Genomic DNA, 20,206 nt, shown 5'->3' with positions numbered 1-20,206 from the left:
CGCATCACACCACAGGGGAGGTCTGCGCCGCCGCTGCCCAGCGACCGAGCGCCTCGACCGCCTCACGCAGTGCGAGGCCGCGGTCGGTGAGGACGTAGGCGCGCGTGTTGTGCTTCAGTGGCAGACGGCTCAGCACCCCGGCCTCTTCGAGTTCGCGCAGACGGGTCGCGAGCATGTTCGTCGGCGCACCGAGCGCGCGCTGCAGGTCGCCGTACCTCTGCGGCCCGTCGAGCAGCTTCTCGACGATGAGCAGTGCCCATCGGGCACCGACGACGTCGAGCGCTGCAGCGAGGTCACTCACGCGGTCTGGTCGGAGTCCGGCTTCATCCAGAACGGCGAGTAGTGGTAGCCGTCGGGATCGTCGAACTGGCGCTGGTACATGAACGGGTAGTCGTCGGTGTCACCGACGCGCCCACCTGCGGCTGCGGCGCGGTCGACGAGCTCGTCGACCGCCTCACGGCTGCCGAGGTCGAACGACACGGTGACCTTCGACGGAGTGTCCGGTCCGCCGATCACGTCTTCCGTACCGCCGACGCTCGCGTACATCTCGCGGCTGCCGAGCATGACGTACTGCTCGGGCGCGATCGCGAAACACGACACGTTGTGATCCGACATCTCGGCATTGAGGGTCCAGCCGAGGGCGGTGTAGAACTCGGTGGCCCGGTCGACGCTCTCGACGGGGCAGGTGATGAAGAGGCTCATGCGCCAACACTTGCAAAATACAAGTGCGGCGTCAAGAGCTTCTGTCACGCCGCCGCAGCCCCAGCGTGCGCGTCGGGTGCGCGTCGGGTGCGCGTCGGGTGCGCGTCGGGCGGAGAACTCCGTGACGGGCGGATGCTCGGCCACGAAAGCTCCGCCCATCGCGGAGATCGCCGCCCATGACGGCACACAGCGCAGGGGGCACGGGGGCAGGGGGCAGAGGGCAGGGGGGCAGAGGGCAGGGGGGCAGAGGGCAGGGGGGCAGGCACACAGTCCGCCGCGCGGGGGATGCCGCCGCATCCGGGCCCCCGTACGGTGGAGAGATGCCCGCCGCGCCGTTCACCCGCACCCCCAGCTCCAGCGAGCAGCGCGGCGACCTCGTACTGGCCGCGATCATGTTCGTGGGCGCGATCCTCAGCGCTGCACTCTCGACCGTCGCAGACATCTACGGCGACACGAGGGCGCCCGAGTGGACGGCCCTCGTGTACGCGCTCGCGGTCACGGCTCCGCTCGGCTGGCGGCGCCGCTGGCCGGCCGCCGTCGCGATCGCCGTCTGCGTCGCCTACTTCCTCGCCATCACCTTCCAGGTGCCTGAGATCTACGTCGGCAACATCGCGATGTTCGTGTCGCTGTACACGGTCGGCGCGTGGATGAACGACCGTCGCGCCGCGATGATCGTGCGCGTCGCGATCATCGTCGGCATGTTCATCTGGCTGCTCGTCACGATGTATCGCACGGCGATCGAAGAGGCCGAGAAGGCCGAGGTCGCCGCCGGGCTCCTCTCTCCCTACCTGGCGTTCATGATGATCCAGCTGCTGCTGAACGTGCTCTACTTCGCCGGGGCGTATTACTTCGGCGAGCGCTCGTGGCATTCGGCGCGGGAGCGCTCGGTGCTCGAGCAGCGCACAGCCGAGCTCGAGCAGCAGCGGGAGGTGACAGCCGCACAGGCGGTCGCCCTCGACCGGGTGCGCATCGCCCGCGAGCTGCACGACGTCGTGGCGCATCACGTGTCGGTCATGGGGGTGCAGGCGGGTGCCGCGCGGCTCGTGATCGATCAGGACCCTGCGAAGACGAAGAGCATCCTGACCGGCATCGAGGGTTCTGCGCGCGACGCGATCCACGAGCTTCGGCAGCTGCTCGAGACCCTGCGCACTCCTGGCGGCGAGACGACGGATGCCTCGTCGACGGTGACCCTCGACGACATCGCCGACCTCGCAGCGGCGTCGACCGAGGCGGGGCTCCCCACCGACTACGCCGTGATCGGCGATCCCCTGCCGGTGCCGTCGGTCGTCGCCGTGAATCTGTATCGCATCGCCCAGGAGTCGCTCACGAACGCGCGCCGCCATGCAGGCGTCGGCGCGATGGCCGACGTTCGCGTGCGCTACGACGACACCGGTGTCGAGGTCGAGGTCGTGAACACCGGACGCACGGCCGCGGTGCTGCGACCCGGTCTCGGCCAACTCGGGATGCGCGAACGCGCCGCGGCATCCGGCGGCACTCTCGAGGTGACACCCCGCGCCACCGGAGGCCTGCGGGTGCGCGCCCGGGTGCCGCTCGACGGCTCGACGCTCACGTCGACCGACGACTCCCGAGCCCTGGACGAGAGCGAGACGCCCCGATGACCGAGACCTCCCCGCCGATCCGCGTGCTGCTCGTCGACGACCACGCGATGCTCCGCGCCGGATTCCGCACCATACTCGACACGCAGGCCGACATCACGGTGGTCGGTGAAGCCTCCACGGGGGCCGAGGCCGTCGCGCAGGCCACGCGGCTGCGCCCCGACGTGATCACCATGGACGTGCAGATGCCCGACATGGACGGCATCGAGGCGACGCGCCGCATCGTCGCCGACCCCGAGATCTCGGCGGCGATCGCGATCATCACGACGTTCGATCGCGACGACTACCTGTACCAGGCACTGGATGTCGGAGCCAGCGGATTCCTGCTCAAGAACGCCGGCCCCGAAGACCTCCTGACCGCCGTGCGGGCGCTCGCCGTCGGCGACGGGATGCTGGCACCCGAGGTGACCCGCCGGGTGCTCGCGCGGTTCGGGGCGGCACCTGCGCCGGACACGGGAAGCGCGACGGCATCCGCGCCCGCATCCGCATCCGCATCCGCATCCGCATCCGCATCCGCATCCGCGCCGCCGGTAGCGCTCGTCGAGCCCTTCACCGACCGCGAGGCCGAAGTGCTCGCCCTGCTCGCGGACGCCCGCAGCAATGCCGAGATCGCGACCGCCCTGTTCATCGGCGAGGCGACCGTGAAGACGCATGTCTCGCGCATCCTGCAGAAGCTCGGCGCCCGCGATCGTGTGCAGGCGGTCGTTCTCGCGCATCGGATGGGGCTCGCCTAGCTCGGGTCATCGATACTCTCGGATGGTGTCCGCTCCCGCGCCGTCCGCTCCCGCGCCCTCCGCTCCCCTGTCCCGTCCGATCATGGCTGGCCTCGTCACGGCGCTCGTCGGGTTCACGAGCTCGTTCGCGGTCGTGCTCACGGGGCTCAGCGCGGTCGGCGCGACTCCGGCACAGGCGGCCAGCGGACTGCTCGCCGTCAGCATCACGATGGGGCTCGCGTGCATCGTGCTGGCGTGGCGATTTCGGATGCCCATCACCGTCGCCTGGTCGACCCCCGGCGCGGCCCTGCTCGCCGCGACCGGAATCGTCGACGGCGGGTGGTCGGCCGCTGTCGGCGCGTTCCTCGTCGCTGCCGCGCTGATCCTGCTCACCGCCGTCTGGCCCGCCCTCGGCGCGCTGATCGCGCGCATCCCTCCGTCGATCGCGCAGGCGATGCTCGCGGGCGTTCTGCTGCCGCTGTGCCTGGCTCCGATCACCGGACTCGTGACGAACCCCTGGGGCGTGATCCCGGTCGTCGTCACCTGGCTGATCTTCGCGCGCTTCGCCCCGCGCTGGGCGGTGCCGCTGGCCTTCGTCGCGGCGGCGATCGTCGTCGGCATCTCACTGGTGCAGGCCGGGGCGCCGGTGGATGCCGGCCTGCTGCTCCCCCGCCTCGAGTTCACCGCACCCTCGTTCACGGTCGGCGCGCTCATCGGCATCGCCCTCCCTCTCTTCATCGTCACCATGGCCTCGCAGAACGTGCCGGGCATCGCGATCATGCGCAGCTTCGGCTACGAGGTTCCCTGGCGGCCCTCGATGCTCGTCACGGGCGTCGGCACGGCCCTCGGCGCGACCGCCGGCGGGCACGCCATCAACCTCGCCGCGATCAGTGCGGCGCTCGCGGCCTCGCCCGACGCCGACCCCGACCCGAAGCGCCGGTGGGTCGCGGGCGTCTCGACGGGCGCCTCATATCTCGTGCTCGGGGCCTTCTCCGCGGCATTCGCGGCACTCGTGCTCCTCGCCCCCGCGGCCGTGATTCCCGCGGTCGCCGGACTCGCGCTGTTCGCAGCCTTCGGATCGTCGGTGCAGCAGGCCATCGACGACCCCGGCGAGCGCATCCCCGCGGTCGTCACCTTTCTCGTCGCAGCATCCGGCGTCTCGCTGCTCGGCGTGAGCGCCGCGTTCTGGGCGCTCGTCGCCGGGCTGCTCGTGCGCACGGTCCTGCACGCCGGGCGCCGCTGACACAGCGCCGCACTGGAGTGCGATGCACTGCACCGCACAGCGCCGCACCGGGTGCCCTCGGCTACCGTGGACGCGTGACAGTTCCCTCGCCCGCTCCGGTGCCGTCGCGCGGCGCGCCGACCGGATTCTTCGACGCCCGCCCGCTGCTCGACCCCGTGAATCCGGCCGAGGTCGACGCCTTCGCCCGTGCGCAGCGCGCCGCCCGTCCCACGTCAGCGGGCGTGATCATCGCATGGGTGGCAGTCGGATTCGCGATCCTGTGCGTGGTGCCGATACTCGGGATCATGATCCTGGGGCTCGGCTATGCGATCGGTCAGGAGGCGGGCGTCGCCGTCGCCGCGCTCATCGGTCTGGTGCTCCTCGCCGGACTCGTCGTCGGCATCGTGATGCTCGCGCGTCGCAGCATGCGTCTGCGCACGCTGACCCGGTTCCGGCTCTCGCGGTTCGCCGGCGCCAACGCGATGACCTATCTCGACCGCATCGACACCCCACCCCTGCCCGGCATGATCTTCTCGAGCGGGTCGAGCCGCATGTCGACCGACGTGCTGCGGGGCAGCGAGCCGCGGTTCGTGGAGTTCGGCAACTACCAGTACACGACGAGCAACGGCAAGCAGACGCAGACCCACAGATGGGGCTACGTGGCCGTGAAACTCGACGTGCCGCTGCCGAACATCGTGCTCGACGCGCTCGGCAACAACACGCTCGGCAACACCCTCGCGCTCGCATTCAGCCGAGACCAGCGACTGTCGCTCGAAGGCGACTTCGACCGCTTCTTCTCGCTGTACTGCCCGGCCGGGTACGAGGCCGACGCCCTGTATCTGTTCACGCCCGACGTCATGGCGCGGTTCATCGACCATGCGGCGCAGCTCGACGTGGAGATCGTCGACGACTGGCTGTTCCTCTATACGCGACGCGAGGTGTCGACGCTCGATCCCGCGACGTGGGCCTGGCTGTTCGGGGCCGTCGGCGCGCTGCTCACCAAACTCGACCAGTGGGCGAGGTGGCGCGACGACCGGTTGCGCCTGGCGGTGCAGCATCCGCCGCTCCCCGGCATCTCGTCGCCGGTCGCAGCCGCGCCCGGCACCGCCGGCGTGCAGCCGCTGCCGTTCGCCGCCCCCGCCGCCCTGCTCACCCCGCCTCCCGGCGTCGCTCTGCCCGGCCAACGCCTGCGCCGCCGCAGCCCGTGGATGATCGTGGGAATCGTCCTGGGCGTGGTGTTCGTCGTGACGACGGCGCCGTTCGCGCTCGGCATCTTCGCGTTCCTGTTCCTCGGCTGAACGCACCAGGCAGACAGGGTTCGACCCGGGTCGGGCCAGGGTTCGACCCGGGTCGGGCCAGGGTTCGCCCCGGGTCGGGCCAGGGTCAGATCAGGCCGTCGGACAGGGTCGTCGGGTTGCCGAACCGGTGGTTCGTGATCGACACGGCCTGCTCGTGCAGGAACGGCAGCATCTCGACGCGACCGGCGCCCGTGACCGCGTGCGACCACACCGCGACATCCGGAGTTCCGCCGAGAGCCTCGAAGAGCGCCGAGGCGTCGCCGCCGACGAGACGAAGGCGCTTCCAGCTGTGCGCGGCCTTCGCCGCTGCCTTCGTGTACGCCTTGACCCACGCCGCATCCTTCGCGTGCGAGACCGACACACCGTGCGCACGCAGCGCCTTCTCGACCTTCGACGGCAGCGCGGGCGCAGACACCGTGAACGGGCTGCCGCTGCGCAGGGCGGCGGCGATCACACGGATGCCGTCGACCAGCGGCGCGTTCTCGGCGATGCGCACATCGGTCTCGACCGGACGGTAGCGGAACACGTTGCGCTCCACCCCGAGGCCCGACTTGTCGCTCACGGCGCCGAACTCCTCGACCCACGCTCGCTCGTCGGCTGCGGTCGCTCGGTGCAGCCACTCGATCTCGACGGCGTCGAGATCGGAGCCCGCAGCCGTCAGCAGAGCATCGATCGGCGCGCTGATGGCCGCACCCGTCGCCGCGGCCGGCAGCTCGGCCGGAGCCCAGTCGCCGAGGCCGAACAGGTAGTTCGGTCCTCCTGCCTTGGCGCCGGCGCCCACGGCGGAGCGCTTCCACCCGCCGAACGGCTGACGCTGCACGATGGCACCGGTGATGCCACGGTTCACGTAGAGGTTGCCGGCTTCGACGCGGTCGAGCCAGGTCGCGACCTCGGCGGAGTCCAGCGAGTGGATGCCGGCGGTGAGGCCGTAATCGACGGCGTTCTGAAGGCGGATCGCCTCGTCGAGGTCCTTCGCGTGCATGATGCCGAGCACGGGACCGAAGAACTCGGTCAGATGCGTGGTCGATCCCGGGGCCACGCCGATCTTCACACCCGGCGTCCACTGCTTCCCCTCGTCGTCGAGCTTCTTCGGCTCGACGAGCCAGCGCTCGCCCTTCTCGAGGGTCGTCAGTGCGGTCAGCAGCTTGCCGTTCGCCGGCTCGATGATGGGCCCCATCTGGGTGGCCGGGTCGTCGGGCAGTCCGACGCGCATCGAGGTGACGGCGTCGACGAGCTGACGCTCGAACCGCTTCGAGTCGGCGACCGAGCCGACGAGGATCGCGAGGGATGCCGCCGAGCACTTCTGCCCCGCGTGGCCGAAGGCGCTGCGGGCGACGTCTGCGGCGGCCAGGTCGAGGTCGGCCGACGGCGTCACGATGATCGCGTTCTTGCCGCTCGTCTCGGCGAGGAGCGGCAGGTCGGAGCGGAACGAGCGGAACAGCTGTGCCGTCTCGTAGGCACCCGTGAGGATCACGCGGTCGACCTCGGGGCTGGCGACCAGACGGGTGCCCAGGTCGCGGTTCGCGAGATCGACGAGCGCGAGCAGGTCGCGCGGAACACCCGCGGCCCACAGCGCCTCGACCATGACCGCGCCGCAGCGCTGAGTCAGCTTGGCCGGCTTGATGATCACACCCGAGCCGGATGCGAGGCCCGCGAGCACGCCACCGGCGGGGATCGCGACGGGGAAGTTCCACGGCGGAGTGACCACGGTGACCTTGGAGGGCACGAACTCGGCACCCACGATGTTCTCGAGGTCGAGGGCACGCTCGGCGTAGTAGTGCGCGAAGTCGATCGCCTCCGAGACCTCGGGGTCGGCCTCGGCGATGGTCTTGCCCGCCTCATGAGCCATGATCTCGATCAGCCGGCCGCGGCGCGCGGCGAGCTCGTCACCGGCGCGGTGCAGCACGGCGGCGCGCTCGGTGGCGGGCAGTGCGGCCCAGCGGGTGGCGGCGGCGGATGCAGCAGAGAAGATGCCGTCGAGCTCGTCGGTCGTCTCGACCTTGGCGAGGGCGATCGAGTCGAGCCCGAGCGTCGAGGAAGTGGAGCGCGCGAGGATCTCACGGCCCCACGCGCGGTTCGCGGCGATCGCCGGGTCGCTGTCGGGCTGGTTGTGGAACCCTTCGACAGGCTCAGGGACCCGCCCGTCGGCCTCGGCCGCACGATCCTGCACGCGGTTCGAGGCGGGGACGCTGCGGTCGGCCTCGAGCGCGGCCAGCGAACGCTCGAAGCGCTCGCGCTCACGGGTCAGCAGCGTCGGGTTCGACGCGAGCTCGAACACGGCCGACATGAAGTTCTCGGGGCTCGCGTTCTCTTCGAGGCGACGCACGAGGTAGGCGATCGCGACGTCGAACTCGGCAGGGTTGACGACCGGTGTGTAGAGCAGCAGCTGACCGACGTCCTTGCGGACCGCCTCGGCCTGGCCCGTCGCCATGCCCAGGAGCATCTCGTACTCGACGGCATCCGTGACGTTGCGCGCCTTCGCGAGCAGCCAGGTGTAGGCGATGTCGAAGAGGTTGTGTCCCGCGACACCGATGCGCACGGCATCCAGACGCTCCGGCGTCATCGACCAGTCGAGCACGCGCTTGTAGTTGGTGTCGGAGTCCTGCTTGGTGCCGTAGGTGGCGAGCGGCCAGTCGTGGACCTTCGAGTCCACCTCTTCCATCGCGAGGTTCGCGCCCTTGACCACGCGCACCTTGATGGGCGCTCCGCCCTTGGCCCGGCGAACCGTTGCCCATTCCTGCAGGTGCTGCATCGCGCCGAGCGCGTCGGGCAGGTACGCCTGCAGCACGATGCCGGCCTCGAGGTTCTCGAGACCCGGCTGGTCGAGGATGCTGGTGAACGCCGCGATGGTCAGATCGAGGTCGCGGAATTCCTCCATGTCGAGGTTGATGAACTTGGTCTTGCCCGCGGCCTCCGACGACGCGGCGAGGCGATAGAGCGGCGTCAACTTCTCGACGACGTCTGCGACAGCCTCGTCGAACGACCACATCGACAGCTGGCTGACGACGCTGGACACCTTGATCGAGACGTAGTCCACGTCCTTGCGAGCGAGGAAGTCGTAGGTGCCCTGCAAACGGTGTCCGGCCTCGCGCTCGCCGAGCACGGCCTCGCCGAGCAGGTTGAGGTTGAGTCGGTTGCCGCTCTTGCGCAGCTTGGCGATCGCCGGACCGAGCTTCGAGGGGGTGGCATCGAGCACGAGGTGCCCCACCATCGCGCGCAGCACCCGGCGCGAGATCGGCACCACGACGCCGGGGAGCTTCGGAGCCCAGAAGCCGCCCGTCTTGATGGCCGCCCGCAGGTACCCGGGCAGGAGCGACGGAGTGAGGTCGGAGATCTCCGCGAGCTTGCGCCCGGCGACACCGAGGTCTTCCGGACGCATCACGCCGTCGACGAAACCGACGGTGAAGGCGAGGCCGTTCGGGTCCTTGAGGACCTCGGCCAGGCGCTGTGCAGCAGGTTCGACGGGGTGGGTCTCACTCTCGGCGAGCCAGCGCTGCACGAGGGCGGCGACCTCTTCGGTGCGCGGCGTGGTGTCGGGAGTGGTGTCAGCGGCGACGGTCATCGGGGGCCTTTTTTCGGGGGAACGCACACCCGGGAAACGTGTGCGGCTCGATCATTCTCAGACGCATGAGTAGGCTACGTCTATCAACCGAACTGCACGCTTTCTGTTCGGTTTCACTTAACGATCCAAAGGCAGGGAGACGACGACGGATGCTCGACGTCAATCGACTCAGGTTGCTGGTGGAACTCTCCCGCCGCGGCACCCTCTCGGCGGTCGCCGACGCACTGTCGTACAGCAAGGCCTCGGTGTCGCAGCAGCTCAGCGCGCTCGAGCGCGAGGTGGGCGTGCCTCTGCTGCGGAGAGTCGGCCGAGGCGTGCAGTTCACCTCGCAGGGGAACGTGCTCGTGGCCGAGGCGATCGGCATCCTCGATCGACTCGAGCAGGCGGAGGTGGCCGTGGCCGAGTCGCTCACCGAGGTCACCGGCACCGTGCACGTCGCGGTGTTCCAGTCGGCCGCGCACTCCCTGCTCCCACAGGCGCTCGATGCGCTGCGGCGCGAGCATCCTGCCCTGCGCGTCGAGGTGACCGAGTGCGACCCCGAGACAGGACTCGTGGGCGTCTCGAGCCGCGACTACGATCTGATCCTCGCCGAGCAGTACCCGGGGCACACGCGACCGATCCATGCAGACCTCGACCGGGTGGTGCTCGCCCACGACGCGATCGCCCTCGCCCGGCATCCCGCCTCCGATCGTGGATCCGATTCCGTGGCCGCGCTGTGGGAGACCCGCGAGCAGCCGTGGGTGCTCGAACCTGCCGGCACCGCGTCGCGCGCCTGGGCCGAGCAGCTCTGCCGCACCGCGGGATTCGAACCCGATGTGAGGTTCGAGGTCGCCGACCTCACGGCGCACGTGCGACTGATCCATGCGGGTCTCGCCGTCGGCCTGCTGCCGGAGCTCGTCTGGGCCGGCGACACCCCCACGGTCGACCTCACCGCCCTGCCCACATCCCCTCGCCGAGAGATCTTCTCGTCTGCGAGACGGGTCTCGGCTGCGGCGCCGTCGATCCGCGCCGTGCGTCGAGCGCTCGCGGGAGCCGCGACGCGCATACTCCCCGACTGACACAGCACCCTCCTGCCGAGGGCCGCTCACATCTGTGCACTCTCACACCACATTCGCACCCACGCCCACACTCACATCACGGCTTCCTCGCGCATCGTCGCCAGCTCGGAGACCCGAGACACCGAGCCCAGACCTCGCCACGGCGAGGACCACATCGATGCCCACGGGTCGGCGGCCTGCTCTCGCCAGCCGGCAGCGAGGTCGTTGAGGCCCGCGACTCCGAGCCGCAGCTCGGCCATCACCGCCTGCGCGTCGGGCCACAGTGCCGCGGTGCGCGCCGTGAAGGGCCCGAATGCCTGGACGTACGCGGCAGCGCATCGGATGGGGTCAGAGTGCGCGTCGCCCTGCTCTCGGAAGCCGTCGACATCGACCTCGCACGACTGCCCGGCGAGCGCCTCCCGCAGTGTCGCGAAGGCGTCAGGATGCGCGGCAAGGGCACAGCGCACGGTCTCGACCTCCTGCGACACCTCGACCGGGAGCCCGAACCGATCAGTCAGCACCACGAGCTTCAGTCCCTCCAGCAGATGCCGCTCGGCGTCGACCCGAGTGCGGTCGTCAAGGGCATCGAGCACCGCTGTCGCATATGCCCGCGTGAGCCCGGGCAGCAGCGGTTCGGACGGCGTCGGCGCTCTGTGACCTTTATGGACTGTCAGCATCCGGGAACTCTACTTGTTCGCAGGATGGCTTTTCGTCGCCATGTGGATACATTCCGAGATGCCGGGAATATGCGCCCGCATGCACCTGTTTACACTCGTTGTAGCCCGGACGAAGGAGTCCGATTCATCTCCTTCTCGAAAGGCACTTCCATGAGCACTCCCGTCGTCGATCGCACCGCCCCCACCGAGCACCCCGTCCTCGACGTCCTCGCCGGGCGCTGGAGCCCGCGCGCCTACGACGCCGAGAACACGATCGACGACGCCAAGCTGAACGCCGCGCTCGAGGCCGCACGTTGGTCGCCGTCGGCCTACAACCTGCAGCCGTGGCGCTTCATCGTCGCGCACCGCGGCACCGCGCTCTTCGACCAGGTCGTCGACTCGCTGGTCGAGTTCAACCAGCTCTGGGCCTCGAAGGCCTCGGCCCTGATCGTCGCGATCGCCGAGACCGAGTCCGAAGAGGGCAAGGCCATCAGCCACGCGGTCTACGACCTCGGCCAGGCCGTGGCGCACTTCTCGGTGCAGGCCCACCACGAGGGTCTCCTCGTGCACCAGATGAGCGGCTTCGACCCCGAGGTCGTCCGCGAGTTCGCCGACCTGTCGCCTCGCTTCTCGGCCATCACCGTGATCGCGGTCGGCGAGCTCGGTGACGCCGCAGGTCTTCCCGAGGGTCTGCAGCAGGGTGAGACCGCTCCGCGCGTTCGTCGCCCGATCGGCGAGACGGTCATCCTCAGCGCCTGAGGTTCCGCTCGAGCACACATGACCTCGAGCACGCACGACAGAGGGGCGGATGCTGCGGCATCCGCCCCTCTGCCGTGCGTGGCTCTACTCGTCGAGCAGTTCGGCCTCGATCACGTCGTCATCGGGATCAGAATCGATGTCGGGCTCGGGTGCGGTCGAGGTGAGCACGAGCCCCGCGCCGTCGACCGCCACGTCGACGCGCACGGTGTCGCCGTCGTGCACGCCACCCGACAGCAGCGCGGTCGCCAGCTTGTTCTGCACCTCGGACTGGATGAGGCGGCGCAACGGGCGGGCCCCGAACATCGGGTCGTATCCGCGCTCGGCGAGCCATGCCCGGGCGTCCGGCGTGACGGCGAGGGTGAGTCGCCGATCGCGCAACCGGTCGTGCAGCTGGTCGATCGAGAGCTCGACGATCTGCGCGAGGTCGTCCTGGCTGAGCGGCTGGAACATCACGATGTCGTCGAGGCGGTTGAGGAACTCCGGCCGGAACGCCTGGTGCACCAGCCCCATCACCTGCTCGCGCTTCGAATCGGGCGACAACGTCGGATCGATCAGGATCGGCGAGCCGAGGTTCGAGGTGAGGATCAGGATGACGTTCGCGAAGTCGACGGTGCGGCCCTGGCCATCGGTCAGACGGCCGTCGTCGAGCACCTGGAGCAGCACGTCGAACACCTCGGGGTGCGCCTTCTCGACCTCGTCGAGCAGGATGACGCTGTACGGGCGCCGACGCACGGCCTCGGTGAGCTGACCGCCCTGCTCGTACCCGACGTACCCGGGAGGGGCGCCGACGAGCCGCGAGACCGAGTGCTTCTCGCCGTACTCCGACATGTCGATGCGCACCATGGCGTGCTCGTCGTCGAAGAGGAACTGCGCGAGAGCCTTCGCGAGCTCGGTCTTGCCCACACCTGTCGGTCCGAGGAACAGGAACGATCCGGTCGGCCGGCCGGGGTCGCTGATGCCCGCGCGCGATCGTCGCACCGCGTCGGACACGGCCTTGACGGCATCCTTCTGTCCGATCAGGCGTCGCCCGAGCTCGGACTCGAGGTTCAGCAGCTTCTCGCTCTCGCCCTGCAGCAGCCGACCGACCGGGATGCCGGTCCAGGCGGCGATCACGGCCGCGATGTCTTCATCCGTGACCTGTTCGTTGACCATGCGCGGCTCCGACGACGCCGTCGCCTCGGCCTGCTCGGCTTCGGCGATATCGCGTTCGAGGCGCTTGATGGTCTCGTACTCGAGCTTGGACGCACGGGTGTAGTCGGCCTCACGCATCGCGAGATCGCGCTGCGTGACCGCTTCGTCGAGCTGCTTCTTCAGGTCGCCGACGCGGTTCAGGCCCTGGCGCTCACGCGCCCAGCGGGCTTCGAGCTCGGCGAGATCTCTCTCCATCCCGACGAGCTGCTCGCGGAGCGCCGCCAGGCGCTCCTTCGATGCGGCATCCTTCTCGCGCTTGAGCGCGAGCTCCTCGAGCTTCATGCGGTCGACCTGGCGCTTGAGCTGGTCGATCTCGACCGGGGACGAGTCGATCTCCATCTTGAGCCGCGACATCGACTCGTCGATCAGATCGATGGCCTTGTCCGGCAGCTGCCGCGCCGGCAGGTAGCGATTCGAGAGCGAGGCTGCGGCGACCAGCGCGCTGTCGGAGATCGTCACTCCGTGGTGAGCCTCGTACCGCCCCTTGAGTCCGCGGAGGATCGCGATCGTGTCTTCGACCGTCGGCTCGCCGACGTACACCTGCTGGAAGCGCCGCTCGAGCGCAGCGTCCTTCTCGATGAACTCGCGATACTCATTGAGCGTCGTCGCGCCGATCAGGCGCAGCTCACCCCGAGCGAGCATCGGCTTCAGCATGTTCGACGCGGCCACCGATCCCTCGCCGCCACCGGCCCCCATGAGCACGTGCAGCTCGTCGATGAAGGTGATGATGCGGCCCTCGGACTCAGTGATCTCTTTGAGCACGCTCTTCAGCCGCTCCTCGAACTGACCGCGGTACATGGCTCCGGCGACGAGAGCCGAGATGTCGAGCGACACCAGCTGCTTGTCTTTGAGCGATTCCGCGACATCGCCCGCGACGATGCGCTGAGCGAGCCCCTCGACGACGGCCGTCTTGCCCACACCGGGCTCGCCGATGAGCACCGGGTTGTTCTTCGTGCGGCGGGTGAGAACCTGGCTGACGCGACGGATCTCACTGTCACGGCCGATCACGGGGTCGAGCTTGCCCTGGCGGGCACGGTCGGTGAGGTTGATCCCGAACTGCTCGAGGGCGGACTGCTGGTCGTCGTTCTTCGTGCTCTGTGGGCCTGGCATGTGCTCCTCCTGAGGAGACTCCTTCTGGTTGCTGTCTGTGGTCACCGTCCACAAAGTTGAGTGGACGTGACTCAAGTTTAGCGCACGGCGATCACGGCGTCCAGGATCGCTCGTGCGACCTCGCGCTTCGCACCGGTTGCCGCCGCAACGATCTCACCGTCGCCGCCGATGATCTCGACCGCGTTGTCGTGACGCTCGAAGCCGTGCTCGGAGTTCGCGAGATTCACGGCGAGCAGATCGACGCCCTTGCGCTCCCGCTTGCGCCGTGCGCGGTCGCGGCGCTCGTCGACCGACTCCGACGTCTCGGCGGCGAAGGCGACGATCGTCTGCCCCGCGGGCGCCGCACCGTCGCGGCGCCCGACGGCGAGCGCCGCCACCACGTCCTCGTTCTCGACGAGGTCGAGGTGCGTGAGCACACCCTGCTCCTTGGTGAGCTTGTGCTCCGAGACGGATGCGGGCCGGTAGTCCGCGACCGCCGCCGCCATGATCACGATGTCGGCCGCAGCCGCGGCATCCTTCATCGCGGTGGCGAGTTCTGCAGCGGTGCCGACCGGAACCACCCGGACGGACGGATGCCGCGCATCGGTCAGCACGTCACCCGACACATTGGCGGCGACCAGCGTCACGACCGCCCCTCGTGCGGCGGCTTCCGCGGCGAGCGCGACGCCCTGTCGGCCGCTCGAGCGATTGCCGAGGAACCGCACGGGGTCGATGGGCTCGCGCGTTCCGCCGGCCGACACGGCCACCTGCACACCGGCGAGGTCCTGCGGGGCGAGCAGAGCGAGCGCGGCCTCGAGGACCTCCTCCGGCTCGGCCATGCGCCCGGGTCCGCTGTCGCCTCCGGCGAGCTCGCCGTCGGCGGGTCCCACCAGGTGCACACCGCGGTCGCGAAGGGTCGCAATGTTCGCCTGCGTGGCCGCGTTGCGCCACATCTCGGCGTGCATGGCGGGTGCGAGCAGCACCGGCGCCTCGGTCGCCAGCAGGGTCGTGCCGAGCAGGTCGTCGGCGATGCCCGCCGTGATCTTGGCGATGGTGTTCGCAGTGGCCGGGGCGACGATCACGAGGTCGGCGTTCTGCCCGAGGGCGACGTGCCGCACGCGCGCGACATCGTCGTGCACGCTCGTCGTGACCGGACGCCGGCTCAGCGCCTCCCAGGTCGGAGTACCGACGAACCGCAGGGCGTCTTCGGTGGGGACGACGGTCACATCGTGCCCCGCCTTGGTCAGCAGGCGCACCAGGTGCACTGTCTTGTATGCGGCGATGCCACCCGTAACCCCGACGACGATGTTCACGGTTCGATTCTGCCCCAGCACGTGGCGCCGCGGGTCGGCAGCTGCTCCGTCGCTCCTAGACTTGATGCCGTGTGCACCGTGGTGATCGATGTGGCAGGCTCCGACACTGCGCGTCTGCTCGCGGTGCGCGATGAGGATCCTCAGCGCGAATGGGATGCTCTCGGCGAATGGTGGCCGGACGCGCACCCCGGGGTCTCGGGCATCCGCGATCGGCGCGCCGGCGGCGCCTGGCTCGCGGTGAATCCGGCGGAACGCCGTCTCGCCGTACTGCTCAACCGCGCCGACGTGGTCGACCTCGCCGCCGACGTCGCCGTGTCGCGCGGTTCGCTCGCCCTCGAGTCGGTGGCCGGACGGTCGCCGGTCGCGCCGCTGCCCATGCACGGGTTCAACCTGCTCGAGGTGCGGCCCGAGGGGGGGCGCGTGCTGAGCTGGGACGGCGCCGAGCTGCGCGAGACATCGATCGGCGATGGCGTGCACATGATCGCCCACGACGATCTCGACGACCTCGGCACCCCGCGCATCGCCGCCTGGCTGCCCGAGTTCCGTGCTCTGGGGCCGACGGCGCACAGCGAGGCCTGGTCGTCGGAGTGGACGACCCTGCTCGGCTCGTCGGCACGGCTCGATCCCGAAGACGACCGGGCGATCATCCGTGACAACCGCCCGCACGGGTATCCCACGCAGTCACTGCTGTACTGCACGGCATCCGTCACCCCCGCGGGGGTCGAGGTCGACTACAGGGCACTGCCGAGCCCCGGACACTGGGATCACTGACGCGCAGCGTGCGCCTCAGGCCGCCGACGACTCGGTCTCGTCGACGCATGAGAACCGCGCCCGATAGGCGGTCGGGGTCGTCCCGAGCACCCTCGAGAAGTTCTGGCGAAGCACAGCGGCCGAACCGAAGCCGCATTCGTCGGCGATCTGCTCGAGCGCGAGGTCGCTGCGTTCGAGCAGTCGCTGGGCGTGCAGCACCCGCTGCCGCGCCAGCCAGGCAGCCGGGGTCGCGCCGTACTCAGCTTTGAACCGGCGGGCGAAGGTGCGCGGCGACATCAGCGCCCGCGCTGCGAGCTGATCGACGCCCAGGTCGTCGCGCAGATGCTCGACGGCCCAGTCGGCGACCGCGGCCAGCGAATCGCTGGGGACCACCGGGATCGGTCGATCGATGAACTGCGCCTGGCCGCCGTCGCGCTGCGGCGGCACCACCATACGACGGGCGATGCGATTGGTGAGTTCGGCGCCGAGCTCCTGACGCAGCAGGTGCAGGCACGCGTCGATGCCCGCGGCAGTTCCCGCACTCGTGATGATGCGCCCGTCCTGCACGAAGAGCACGTCGGGGTCGATGTCGATCTCGGGATACATCTCGGCCATGATGTCGGAGTACATCCAGTGCGTGGTCGCGCGACGACCGTCGAGCACGCCTGCCGCACCGAGGATGAACGAGGCGCTGCAGATCGTCAGCACCCAGGCGCCTCGCGCCACCGCATCCCGGGCGAGGTCGAGGAGCAGCGGATCGATCTGCGGCCAGTACTCCCGCGGCACGGGGCAGAAGACGACGAGGTCGGCCTCGTACGCGAACGACAGGTCGTGCTCGACGTTGATCGAGAAACCGAGCTTGGACTGCACCACACCCGGATGCGGCGCGATGACGCGGAAGTCGAAGTTGGGGACGCCGTCGTTCGACCGGTCGAGACCGAAAGCCTCGCAGGCCAGACCGAACTCGAACGGAGCGAACCCGTCTTGGACGACACAGGCGACGGTCTTCATCATGGCTGCTCCCGACGATTGGCAGTTTTCGTATGCTCACAGTCTATTCTCCCACTCGTGGCGGATCAAGAGCGAACGTAGCGTTTCTGCCATGATCCTTTTCCTCATCCTCCTCGCCCTCGCGATCTGGGCCACGATCTCGACTGTGCGCGAAGTGCGTCGCGACGGCTACCGCCAGGTGCCGACCGACTGGTCGCGGGCCGGCGCGCACTCGGCGCTCGACAGCGCAGAGTCCGGGCGCGCGTACCGCTGAACACACTCGAGCCTCCTCCCGTTCGCGCGGGCTCGCGGCTACGCTCGACTGCATGAGCGACCCTCAGCAGCCACCGGCATCTCCGTACGGGACTCCCCCGCCGCAGCACGAGCAGCACGAGCAGCAGCACGAGCAGCCGCCGCAGCACGGGCAGCCGCAGGGGGCTCAGTACCCACCCGCCCCGCAGAATCCTGGGCCTGCGCAGTATGCGGCAGCCCCGCAGTACGCCGCAGCCCCGCAGTACCCATCGCCGGAGAGAGCCGCCCCGGCGGCGGGAGCAGGGCGCCTCGCGTTCATCGTCGCGCTGGCGTCGCTCGGGATCGCGCTGTTGACCACCGTCACCTACCCGCTGATCTTCCGGTGGTCCTACGACCCGGTGACGATCGGCGCGTTCGGGGTGATCGGCAACGGATTGGTCTTCGTCGTCGCTCTCGCGGGGTTGCTGCTCGGCGTCGTGGCTGCGAGAAGACCCGGCTCGAAGCTGCTCCCCGGCATCGCGATCGGCATCACCGCCGCACAGCTCGCGGGGATCCTGATCTCCTGGATCTCGAACCTCTTCTACGCGCTGCCCTTCTGAGCAGTCGACAGGCGCGGATCAGCCCGCGAGCACCCGCTCGTAGATCTCGATCATCGCGGCCGTGCGCGAGGACTGCCGGAAGGCATCCGACACCTCGCGCATCGGTGTGGGTGCATCACCCGCCACGATGTCGGATGCCGCACGGCGCAGCGTCTCGACGAGACCGGCCCGGCGCTGAGCCTCCGTGCCCGCGGCCCCGGGCACAGCCCAGAGCCCGCCGCCCAGCTCAGCCGCGATGTCGGGATCGCTGATCACCGACGGCGTGCCGAGCGTCGCTGCTTCGAACGGCGTCATCCCCTGCGTCTCGAACCCGATCGACGTCTGTACGAGCGCGTCCGCCGCAGCGATACGAGCGAGGGTCTGCGAGTAGGTGAGCTTGCCCGCGAAGCGCACGTTCGGCATCCGGGCGACGATCTTCTCGGCTGCCGCGCGCTGGGCGCCGCCGCCGATGATCTCGAGTTCGGCGTCGACGCCGGATTCGACGAACGCCTCGAGAAAGGGCAGCAGTCGCTTCTCGGGGCTCATGCGTCCCAGCCAGACGAAGCGCGGGCGGCCGGGCTCGCGCTGATCGGATGCGGCGGCGAGGGTCTGCTCGCGGATGTCGTCGTCGATGCCGTTCCACACGACATCGACCGGCGAGAAGACACCGTGTTCTTCGAGCCGACGTGCGAAGTGCGTCGACGGCGCGGTCACGGCGGATGCCCCTGTCGCGATCCCGCGCAGATACGCCCAGCCGTCACTGCCGCCCACCGGCTCGCCGAGGGCACGCATCGCGGACCGACGCCAGACGTTGAGCACCGACAGCACCGGACGATGCAGGGGCGTGACCGCGGCGATGCCGACGTCGACCCGATTGTGCATGGTGTGCACCACGGGGATGCCGTGCCGTGCCGCGAACCGGTGACCGATGAACGCCCCCCAGAAGTCGGCCTGCACATGCACCAGGTCGATCTTCGGGCGGTGGGTCATCGCCCGATCGAGGAAGCGATCGGTGGCACGCCCCGGCCAGCTCATCGAGTACTCGCGGTCGAGCGTGATCGGCATCGACGGGAGATCGACATCGCCGCGCTTCGGCGCAGTGGCGCGAGGGCCGTGCATCCGCGGTGCCACGACCGTGACGGTGTGGCCCGCCCGCTCGAGGAACTCCCGCTGCAGCCGCATCGAGACCTGCGCCCCGCCGAGGGAGTCGAGGTGCTGATCGCCGAAGAAGACGACGTGCATGGCGGCTCCGGTCACTCGGGCAGCGACTCGTCGCGGTAGAGCGCCTCGAACGTGTCGAGGGTGCGGTTGATGTCGTGGATGGCGACGCCGTCGAGCGACGCGCGCTGCATGCGCTCGTACTCCGCCGGCGATGCGGTGAGCACATCGGTGAGGCGGGCGGCGAGCGCATCGACATTGCCGGGCTCGAACAGGTAGCCGTTCTCGCCGTCGTGCACGAGGTGCGGAAGCGCCACCGCGTCTGCCGCGACGATCGGCAACGCCGACGCCATGGCCTCCATGGTCGCGATCGACTGCAGCTCGGCGATCGAGGCGATCGTGAACACCGAGGCGCGCGACAGGAGAGCGCGGAGGTCTTCATCGCTCGTGCGCCCGTGGAATGTCACACGGTCGGCGATGCCGAGGTCGTTCGCGAGGTTCTCGAGCTGCTTGCGCTGGTCGCCGCCGCCGACGATGTCGAAAGTCGCGTCGAGCGCGGGGTCGAGCTTCGTCATGGCCTCGAGGATCACCTCGACCTGCTTCTCTGCGGTCAGTCGCCCGACGAAGATGATGCGGTTCGTGTCGCGCGGTGCGATGACGGGCGTGTACTGGCTGCGATCGATGCCGCAGCTGACCGGGATCACGCCTTCGACCTCGACGGTGCGCTCGAGGAAGTCCGCGGCGCGGCGCGTGGGCGTCGTGATGGCGCGTGTCAGTGCGAAGGTGCGTTTGGCATCGCCCCACGCCCAGCGCAGCACCAGGTCATCGATGACCTTCGGCATCGTGGTGTGGTCGAGGATGTTCTCGGCCATCACGTGGTTCGTGGCGATCACCGGGATGCCGCGGTCATGCGCGATGCGCGAGAGGCCGCGACCGATCACGATGTGCGACTGGATGTGCACGACGTCGGGCTGCACGCTGTCGATGATGCCGCGGGCGTAGTGCTTCACGCGCCAGGGCCACACGAAGCGCAGCCAGTCGTGGGGAGCCCAGCGCACCGACGGAAGACGGTGCAGGGTCATCGGCTCGCCCTCGATCACCTCGGTGCGCGCGGGGGTGCGTCGGTACACGAGGTTCGGGGCGACGACGTGCACGTCGTGCCCGCGCTGCACGAGTCCCGCCGCGAGGCGCTCGGCGAAGCGTGCGGCTCCGTTGATGTCGGGGGCGAACGTGTCGCATCCGATCAGGATGCGCAACGGACGCGGCCCGGTCTCGGGAGCACTCGTCGAATCGGAGGGAGAGGAAGACATTCTGCCTTAC

At 69.4% G+C, this 20,206-nt stretch carries 18 protein-coding genes; 9 read left to right on the top strand and 9 right to left on the bottom strand.

All coding sequences use genetic code 11. The features are described from left to right. Nucleotides 1-4: 4 nt before the first annotated feature. Complete coding sequence (locus ACZZZN_RS17240; protein ID WP_463506351.1) at nt 5-301, bottom strand: winged helix-turn-helix transcriptional regulator; 297 nt, start codon at nt 299-301, stop codon at nt 5-7. Then, complete coding sequence (locus ACZZZN_RS17235) at nt 298-702, bottom strand: VOC family protein (protein WP_463506350.1); 405 nt, start codon at nt 700-702, stop codon at nt 298-300. The genes ACZZZN_RS17240 and ACZZZN_RS17235 overlap by 4 nt, the downstream gene beginning before the upstream one ends. A 320-nt stretch (nt 703-1,022) precedes the next feature. Between ACZZZN_RS17235 and ACZZZN_RS17230 the strand changes: the two genes are divergently transcribed. From ACZZZN_RS17230 to ACZZZN_RS17215, 4 genes are all read left to right on the top strand, one after another. Then, nucleotides 1,023-2,321: a sensor histidine kinase gene (locus tag ACZZZN_RS17230; protein WP_463506349.1), complete on the top strand. Its 1,299-nt coding sequence runs from the start codon at nt 1,023-1,025 to the stop codon at nt 2,319-2,321. After that, nucleotides 2,318-3,052: a response regulator gene (locus ACZZZN_RS17225; protein WP_463506348.1), complete on the top strand. Its 735-nt coding sequence runs from the start codon at nt 2,318-2,320 to the stop codon at nt 3,050-3,052. Before ACZZZN_RS17230 ends, ACZZZN_RS17225 begins: the two co-directional genes overlap by 4 nt. An 82-nt stretch (nt 3,053-3,134) precedes the next feature. Next, on the top strand, nt 3,135-4,274 hold the full coding sequence (locus ACZZZN_RS17220; protein ID WP_463506347.1) for a benzoate/H(+) symporter BenE family transporter: 1,140 nt from the start codon (nt 3,135-3,137) through the stop codon (nt 4,272-4,274). 74 nt (nt 4,275-4,348) lie between these two features. Then, nucleotides 4,349-5,551: a hypothetical protein gene (locus tag ACZZZN_RS17215; RefSeq protein WP_463506346.1), complete on the top strand. Its 1,203-nt coding sequence runs from the start codon at nt 4,349-4,351 to the stop codon at nt 5,549-5,551. A gap of 85 nt (nt 5,552-5,636) precedes the next feature. Here the strand turns inward: ACZZZN_RS17215 and ACZZZN_RS17210 are convergent, their stop codons facing one another. Continuing rightward, on the bottom strand, nt 5,637-9,113 hold the full coding sequence (locus tag ACZZZN_RS17210; RefSeq protein ID WP_463506345.1) for a proline dehydrogenase family protein: 3,477 nt from the start codon (nt 9,111-9,113) through the stop codon (nt 5,637-5,639). Nucleotides 9,114-9,262: 149 nt separating this feature from the next. Between ACZZZN_RS17210 and ACZZZN_RS17205 the strand changes: the two genes are divergently transcribed. After that, entirely contained in the window at nt 9,263-10,171 is a 909-nt protein-coding gene (locus ACZZZN_RS17205) for a LysR substrate-binding domain-containing protein (RefSeq protein ID WP_463506344.1), read from the top strand. 71 nt (nt 10,172-10,242) lie between these two features. Here ACZZZN_RS17205 and ACZZZN_RS17200 read toward each other — a convergent pair whose 3' ends face one another. Then, nucleotides 10,243-10,827, bottom strand: a complete 585-nt coding sequence (locus ACZZZN_RS17200) for a hypothetical protein (RefSeq protein WP_463506343.1) — start codon at nt 10,825-10,827, stop codon at nt 10,243-10,245. Between the two features lie 150 nt (nt 10,828-10,977). Between ACZZZN_RS17200 and ACZZZN_RS17195 the strand changes: the two genes are divergently transcribed. Next, entirely contained in the window at nt 10,978-11,565 is a 588-nt protein-coding gene (locus ACZZZN_RS17195; protein WP_463506342.1) for a nitroreductase family protein, read from the top strand. An 84-nt stretch (nt 11,566-11,649) separates the two neighbouring features. On the opposite strand, the gene ACZZZN_RS17190 is transcribed toward ACZZZN_RS17195, so the two are convergent. Both ACZZZN_RS17190 and coaBC read right to left on the bottom strand, forming a co-directional pair. Continuing rightward, the gene (locus ACZZZN_RS17190; RefSeq protein WP_463506341.1) at nt 11,650-13,866 is read right to left on the bottom strand and encodes an ATP-dependent Clp protease ATP-binding subunit; all 2,217 of its coding nucleotides are present in this window, start codon (nt 13,864-13,866) and stop codon (nt 11,650-11,652) included. A 77-nt stretch (nt 13,867-13,943) separates the two neighbouring features. After that, the gene (gene coaBC / locus ACZZZN_RS17185; RefSeq protein ID WP_463506340.1) at nt 13,944-15,158 is read right to left on the bottom strand and encodes a bifunctional phosphopantothenoylcysteine decarboxylase/phosphopantothenate--cysteine ligase CoaBC; all 1,215 of its coding nucleotides are present in this window, start codon (nt 15,156-15,158) and stop codon (nt 13,944-13,946) included. A 69-nt stretch (nt 15,159-15,227) separates the two neighbouring features. Here coaBC and ACZZZN_RS17180 point away from each other — a divergent pair, with 69 nt between their 5' ends. Then, complete coding sequence (locus ACZZZN_RS17180) at nt 15,228-15,929, top strand: NRDE family protein (RefSeq protein ID WP_463506339.1); 702 nt, start codon at nt 15,228-15,230, stop codon at nt 15,927-15,929. Between the two features lie 15 nt (nt 15,930-15,944). Here the strand turns inward: ACZZZN_RS17180 and ACZZZN_RS17175 are convergent, their stop codons facing one another. Continuing rightward, nucleotides 15,945-16,919, bottom strand: coding sequence for a GlxA family transcriptional regulator (locus ACZZZN_RS17175; RefSeq protein WP_463506616.1), 975 nt, complete (start codon nt 16,917-16,919; stop codon nt 15,945-15,947). Nucleotides 16,920-17,010: 91 nt separating this feature from the next. On the opposite strand from ACZZZN_RS17175, the gene ACZZZN_RS17170 reads away from it, so the two are divergent. Continuing rightward, nucleotides 17,011-17,172, top strand: a complete 162-nt coding sequence (locus tag ACZZZN_RS17170) for a hypothetical protein (protein ID WP_463506338.1) — start codon at nt 17,011-17,013, stop codon at nt 17,170-17,172. A gap of 52 nt (nt 17,173-17,224) precedes the next feature. Continuing rightward, a complete protein-coding gene (locus ACZZZN_RS17165) occupies nt 17,225-17,749 on the top strand; it encodes a hypothetical protein (protein ID WP_463506337.1) in 525 nt (174 codons plus the stop codon). Nucleotides 17,750-17,767: 18 nt separating this feature from the next. Here the strand turns inward: ACZZZN_RS17165 and ACZZZN_RS17160 are convergent, their stop codons facing one another. Both ACZZZN_RS17160 and ACZZZN_RS17155 read right to left on the bottom strand, forming a co-directional pair. After that, nucleotides 17,768-18,985: a glycosyltransferase gene (locus tag ACZZZN_RS17160; protein WP_463506336.1), complete on the bottom strand. Its 1,218-nt coding sequence runs from the start codon at nt 18,983-18,985 to the stop codon at nt 17,768-17,770. Beyond that, nucleotides 18,982-20,196, bottom strand: a complete 1,215-nt coding sequence (locus ACZZZN_RS17155) for a glycosyltransferase (protein ID WP_463506335.1) — start codon at nt 20,194-20,196, stop codon at nt 18,982-18,984. The genes ACZZZN_RS17160 and ACZZZN_RS17155 overlap by 4 nt, the downstream gene beginning before the upstream one ends. Nucleotides 20,197-20,206: the final 10 nt, after the last annotated feature.

Source organism: Microbacterium sp. AC145 (assembly GCF_979258505.1).
Note: the sequence above shows the minus strand (reverse complement) of the source record. Positions and strands in the feature narration are given on the sequence as shown.

Bases quoted from the DNA above. Each gene is read 5' to 3' on its own strand.
- ACZZZN_RS17235 (WP_463506350.1), bottom strand. From the start codon at position 702: ATGAGCCTCTTCATCACCTGCCCCGTCGAGAGCGTCGACCGGGCCACC.
- ACZZZN_RS17230 (WP_463506349.1), top strand. From the start codon at position 1,023: ATGCCCGCCGCGCCGTTCACCCGCACCCCCAGCTCCAGCGAGCAGCGC.
- ACZZZN_RS17225 (WP_463506348.1), top strand. From the start codon at position 2,318: ATGACCGAGACCTCCCCGCCGATCCGCGTGCTGCTCGTCGACGACCAC.
- ACZZZN_RS17220 (WP_463506347.1), top strand. From the start codon at position 3,135: ATGGCTGGCCTCGTCACGGCGCTCGTCGGGTTCACGAGCTCGTTCGCG.
- ACZZZN_RS17210 (WP_463506345.1), bottom strand. From the start codon at position 9,113: ATGACCGTCGCCGCTGACACCACTCCCGACACCACGCCGCGCACCGAA.
- ACZZZN_RS17205 (WP_463506344.1), top strand. From the start codon at position 9,263: ATGCTCGACGTCAATCGACTCAGGTTGCTGGTGGAACTCTCCCGCCGC.
- ACZZZN_RS17200 (WP_463506343.1), bottom strand. From the start codon at position 10,827: ATGCTGACAGTCCATAAAGGTCACAGAGCGCCGACGCCGTCCGAACCG.
- ACZZZN_RS17195 (WP_463506342.1), top strand. From the start codon at position 10,978: ATGAGCACTCCCGTCGTCGATCGCACCGCCCCCACCGAGCACCCCGTC.
- ACZZZN_RS17190 (WP_463506341.1), bottom strand. From the start codon at position 13,866: ATGCCAGGCCCACAGAGCACGAAGAACGACGACCAGCAGTCCGCCCTC.
- ACZZZN_RS17175 (WP_463506616.1), bottom strand. From the start codon at position 16,919: ATGAAGACCGTCGCCTGTGTCGTCCAAGACGGGTTCGCTCCGTTCGAG.
- ACZZZN_RS17170 (WP_463506338.1), top strand. From the start codon at position 17,011: ATGATCCTTTTCCTCATCCTCCTCGCCCTCGCGATCTGGGCCACGATC.
- ACZZZN_RS17165 (WP_463506337.1), top strand. From the start codon at position 17,225: ATGAGCGACCCTCAGCAGCCACCGGCATCTCCGTACGGGACTCCCCCG.
- ACZZZN_RS17155 (WP_463506335.1), bottom strand. From the start codon at position 20,196: ATGTCTTCCTCTCCCTCCGATTCGACGAGTGCTCCCGAGACCGGGCCG.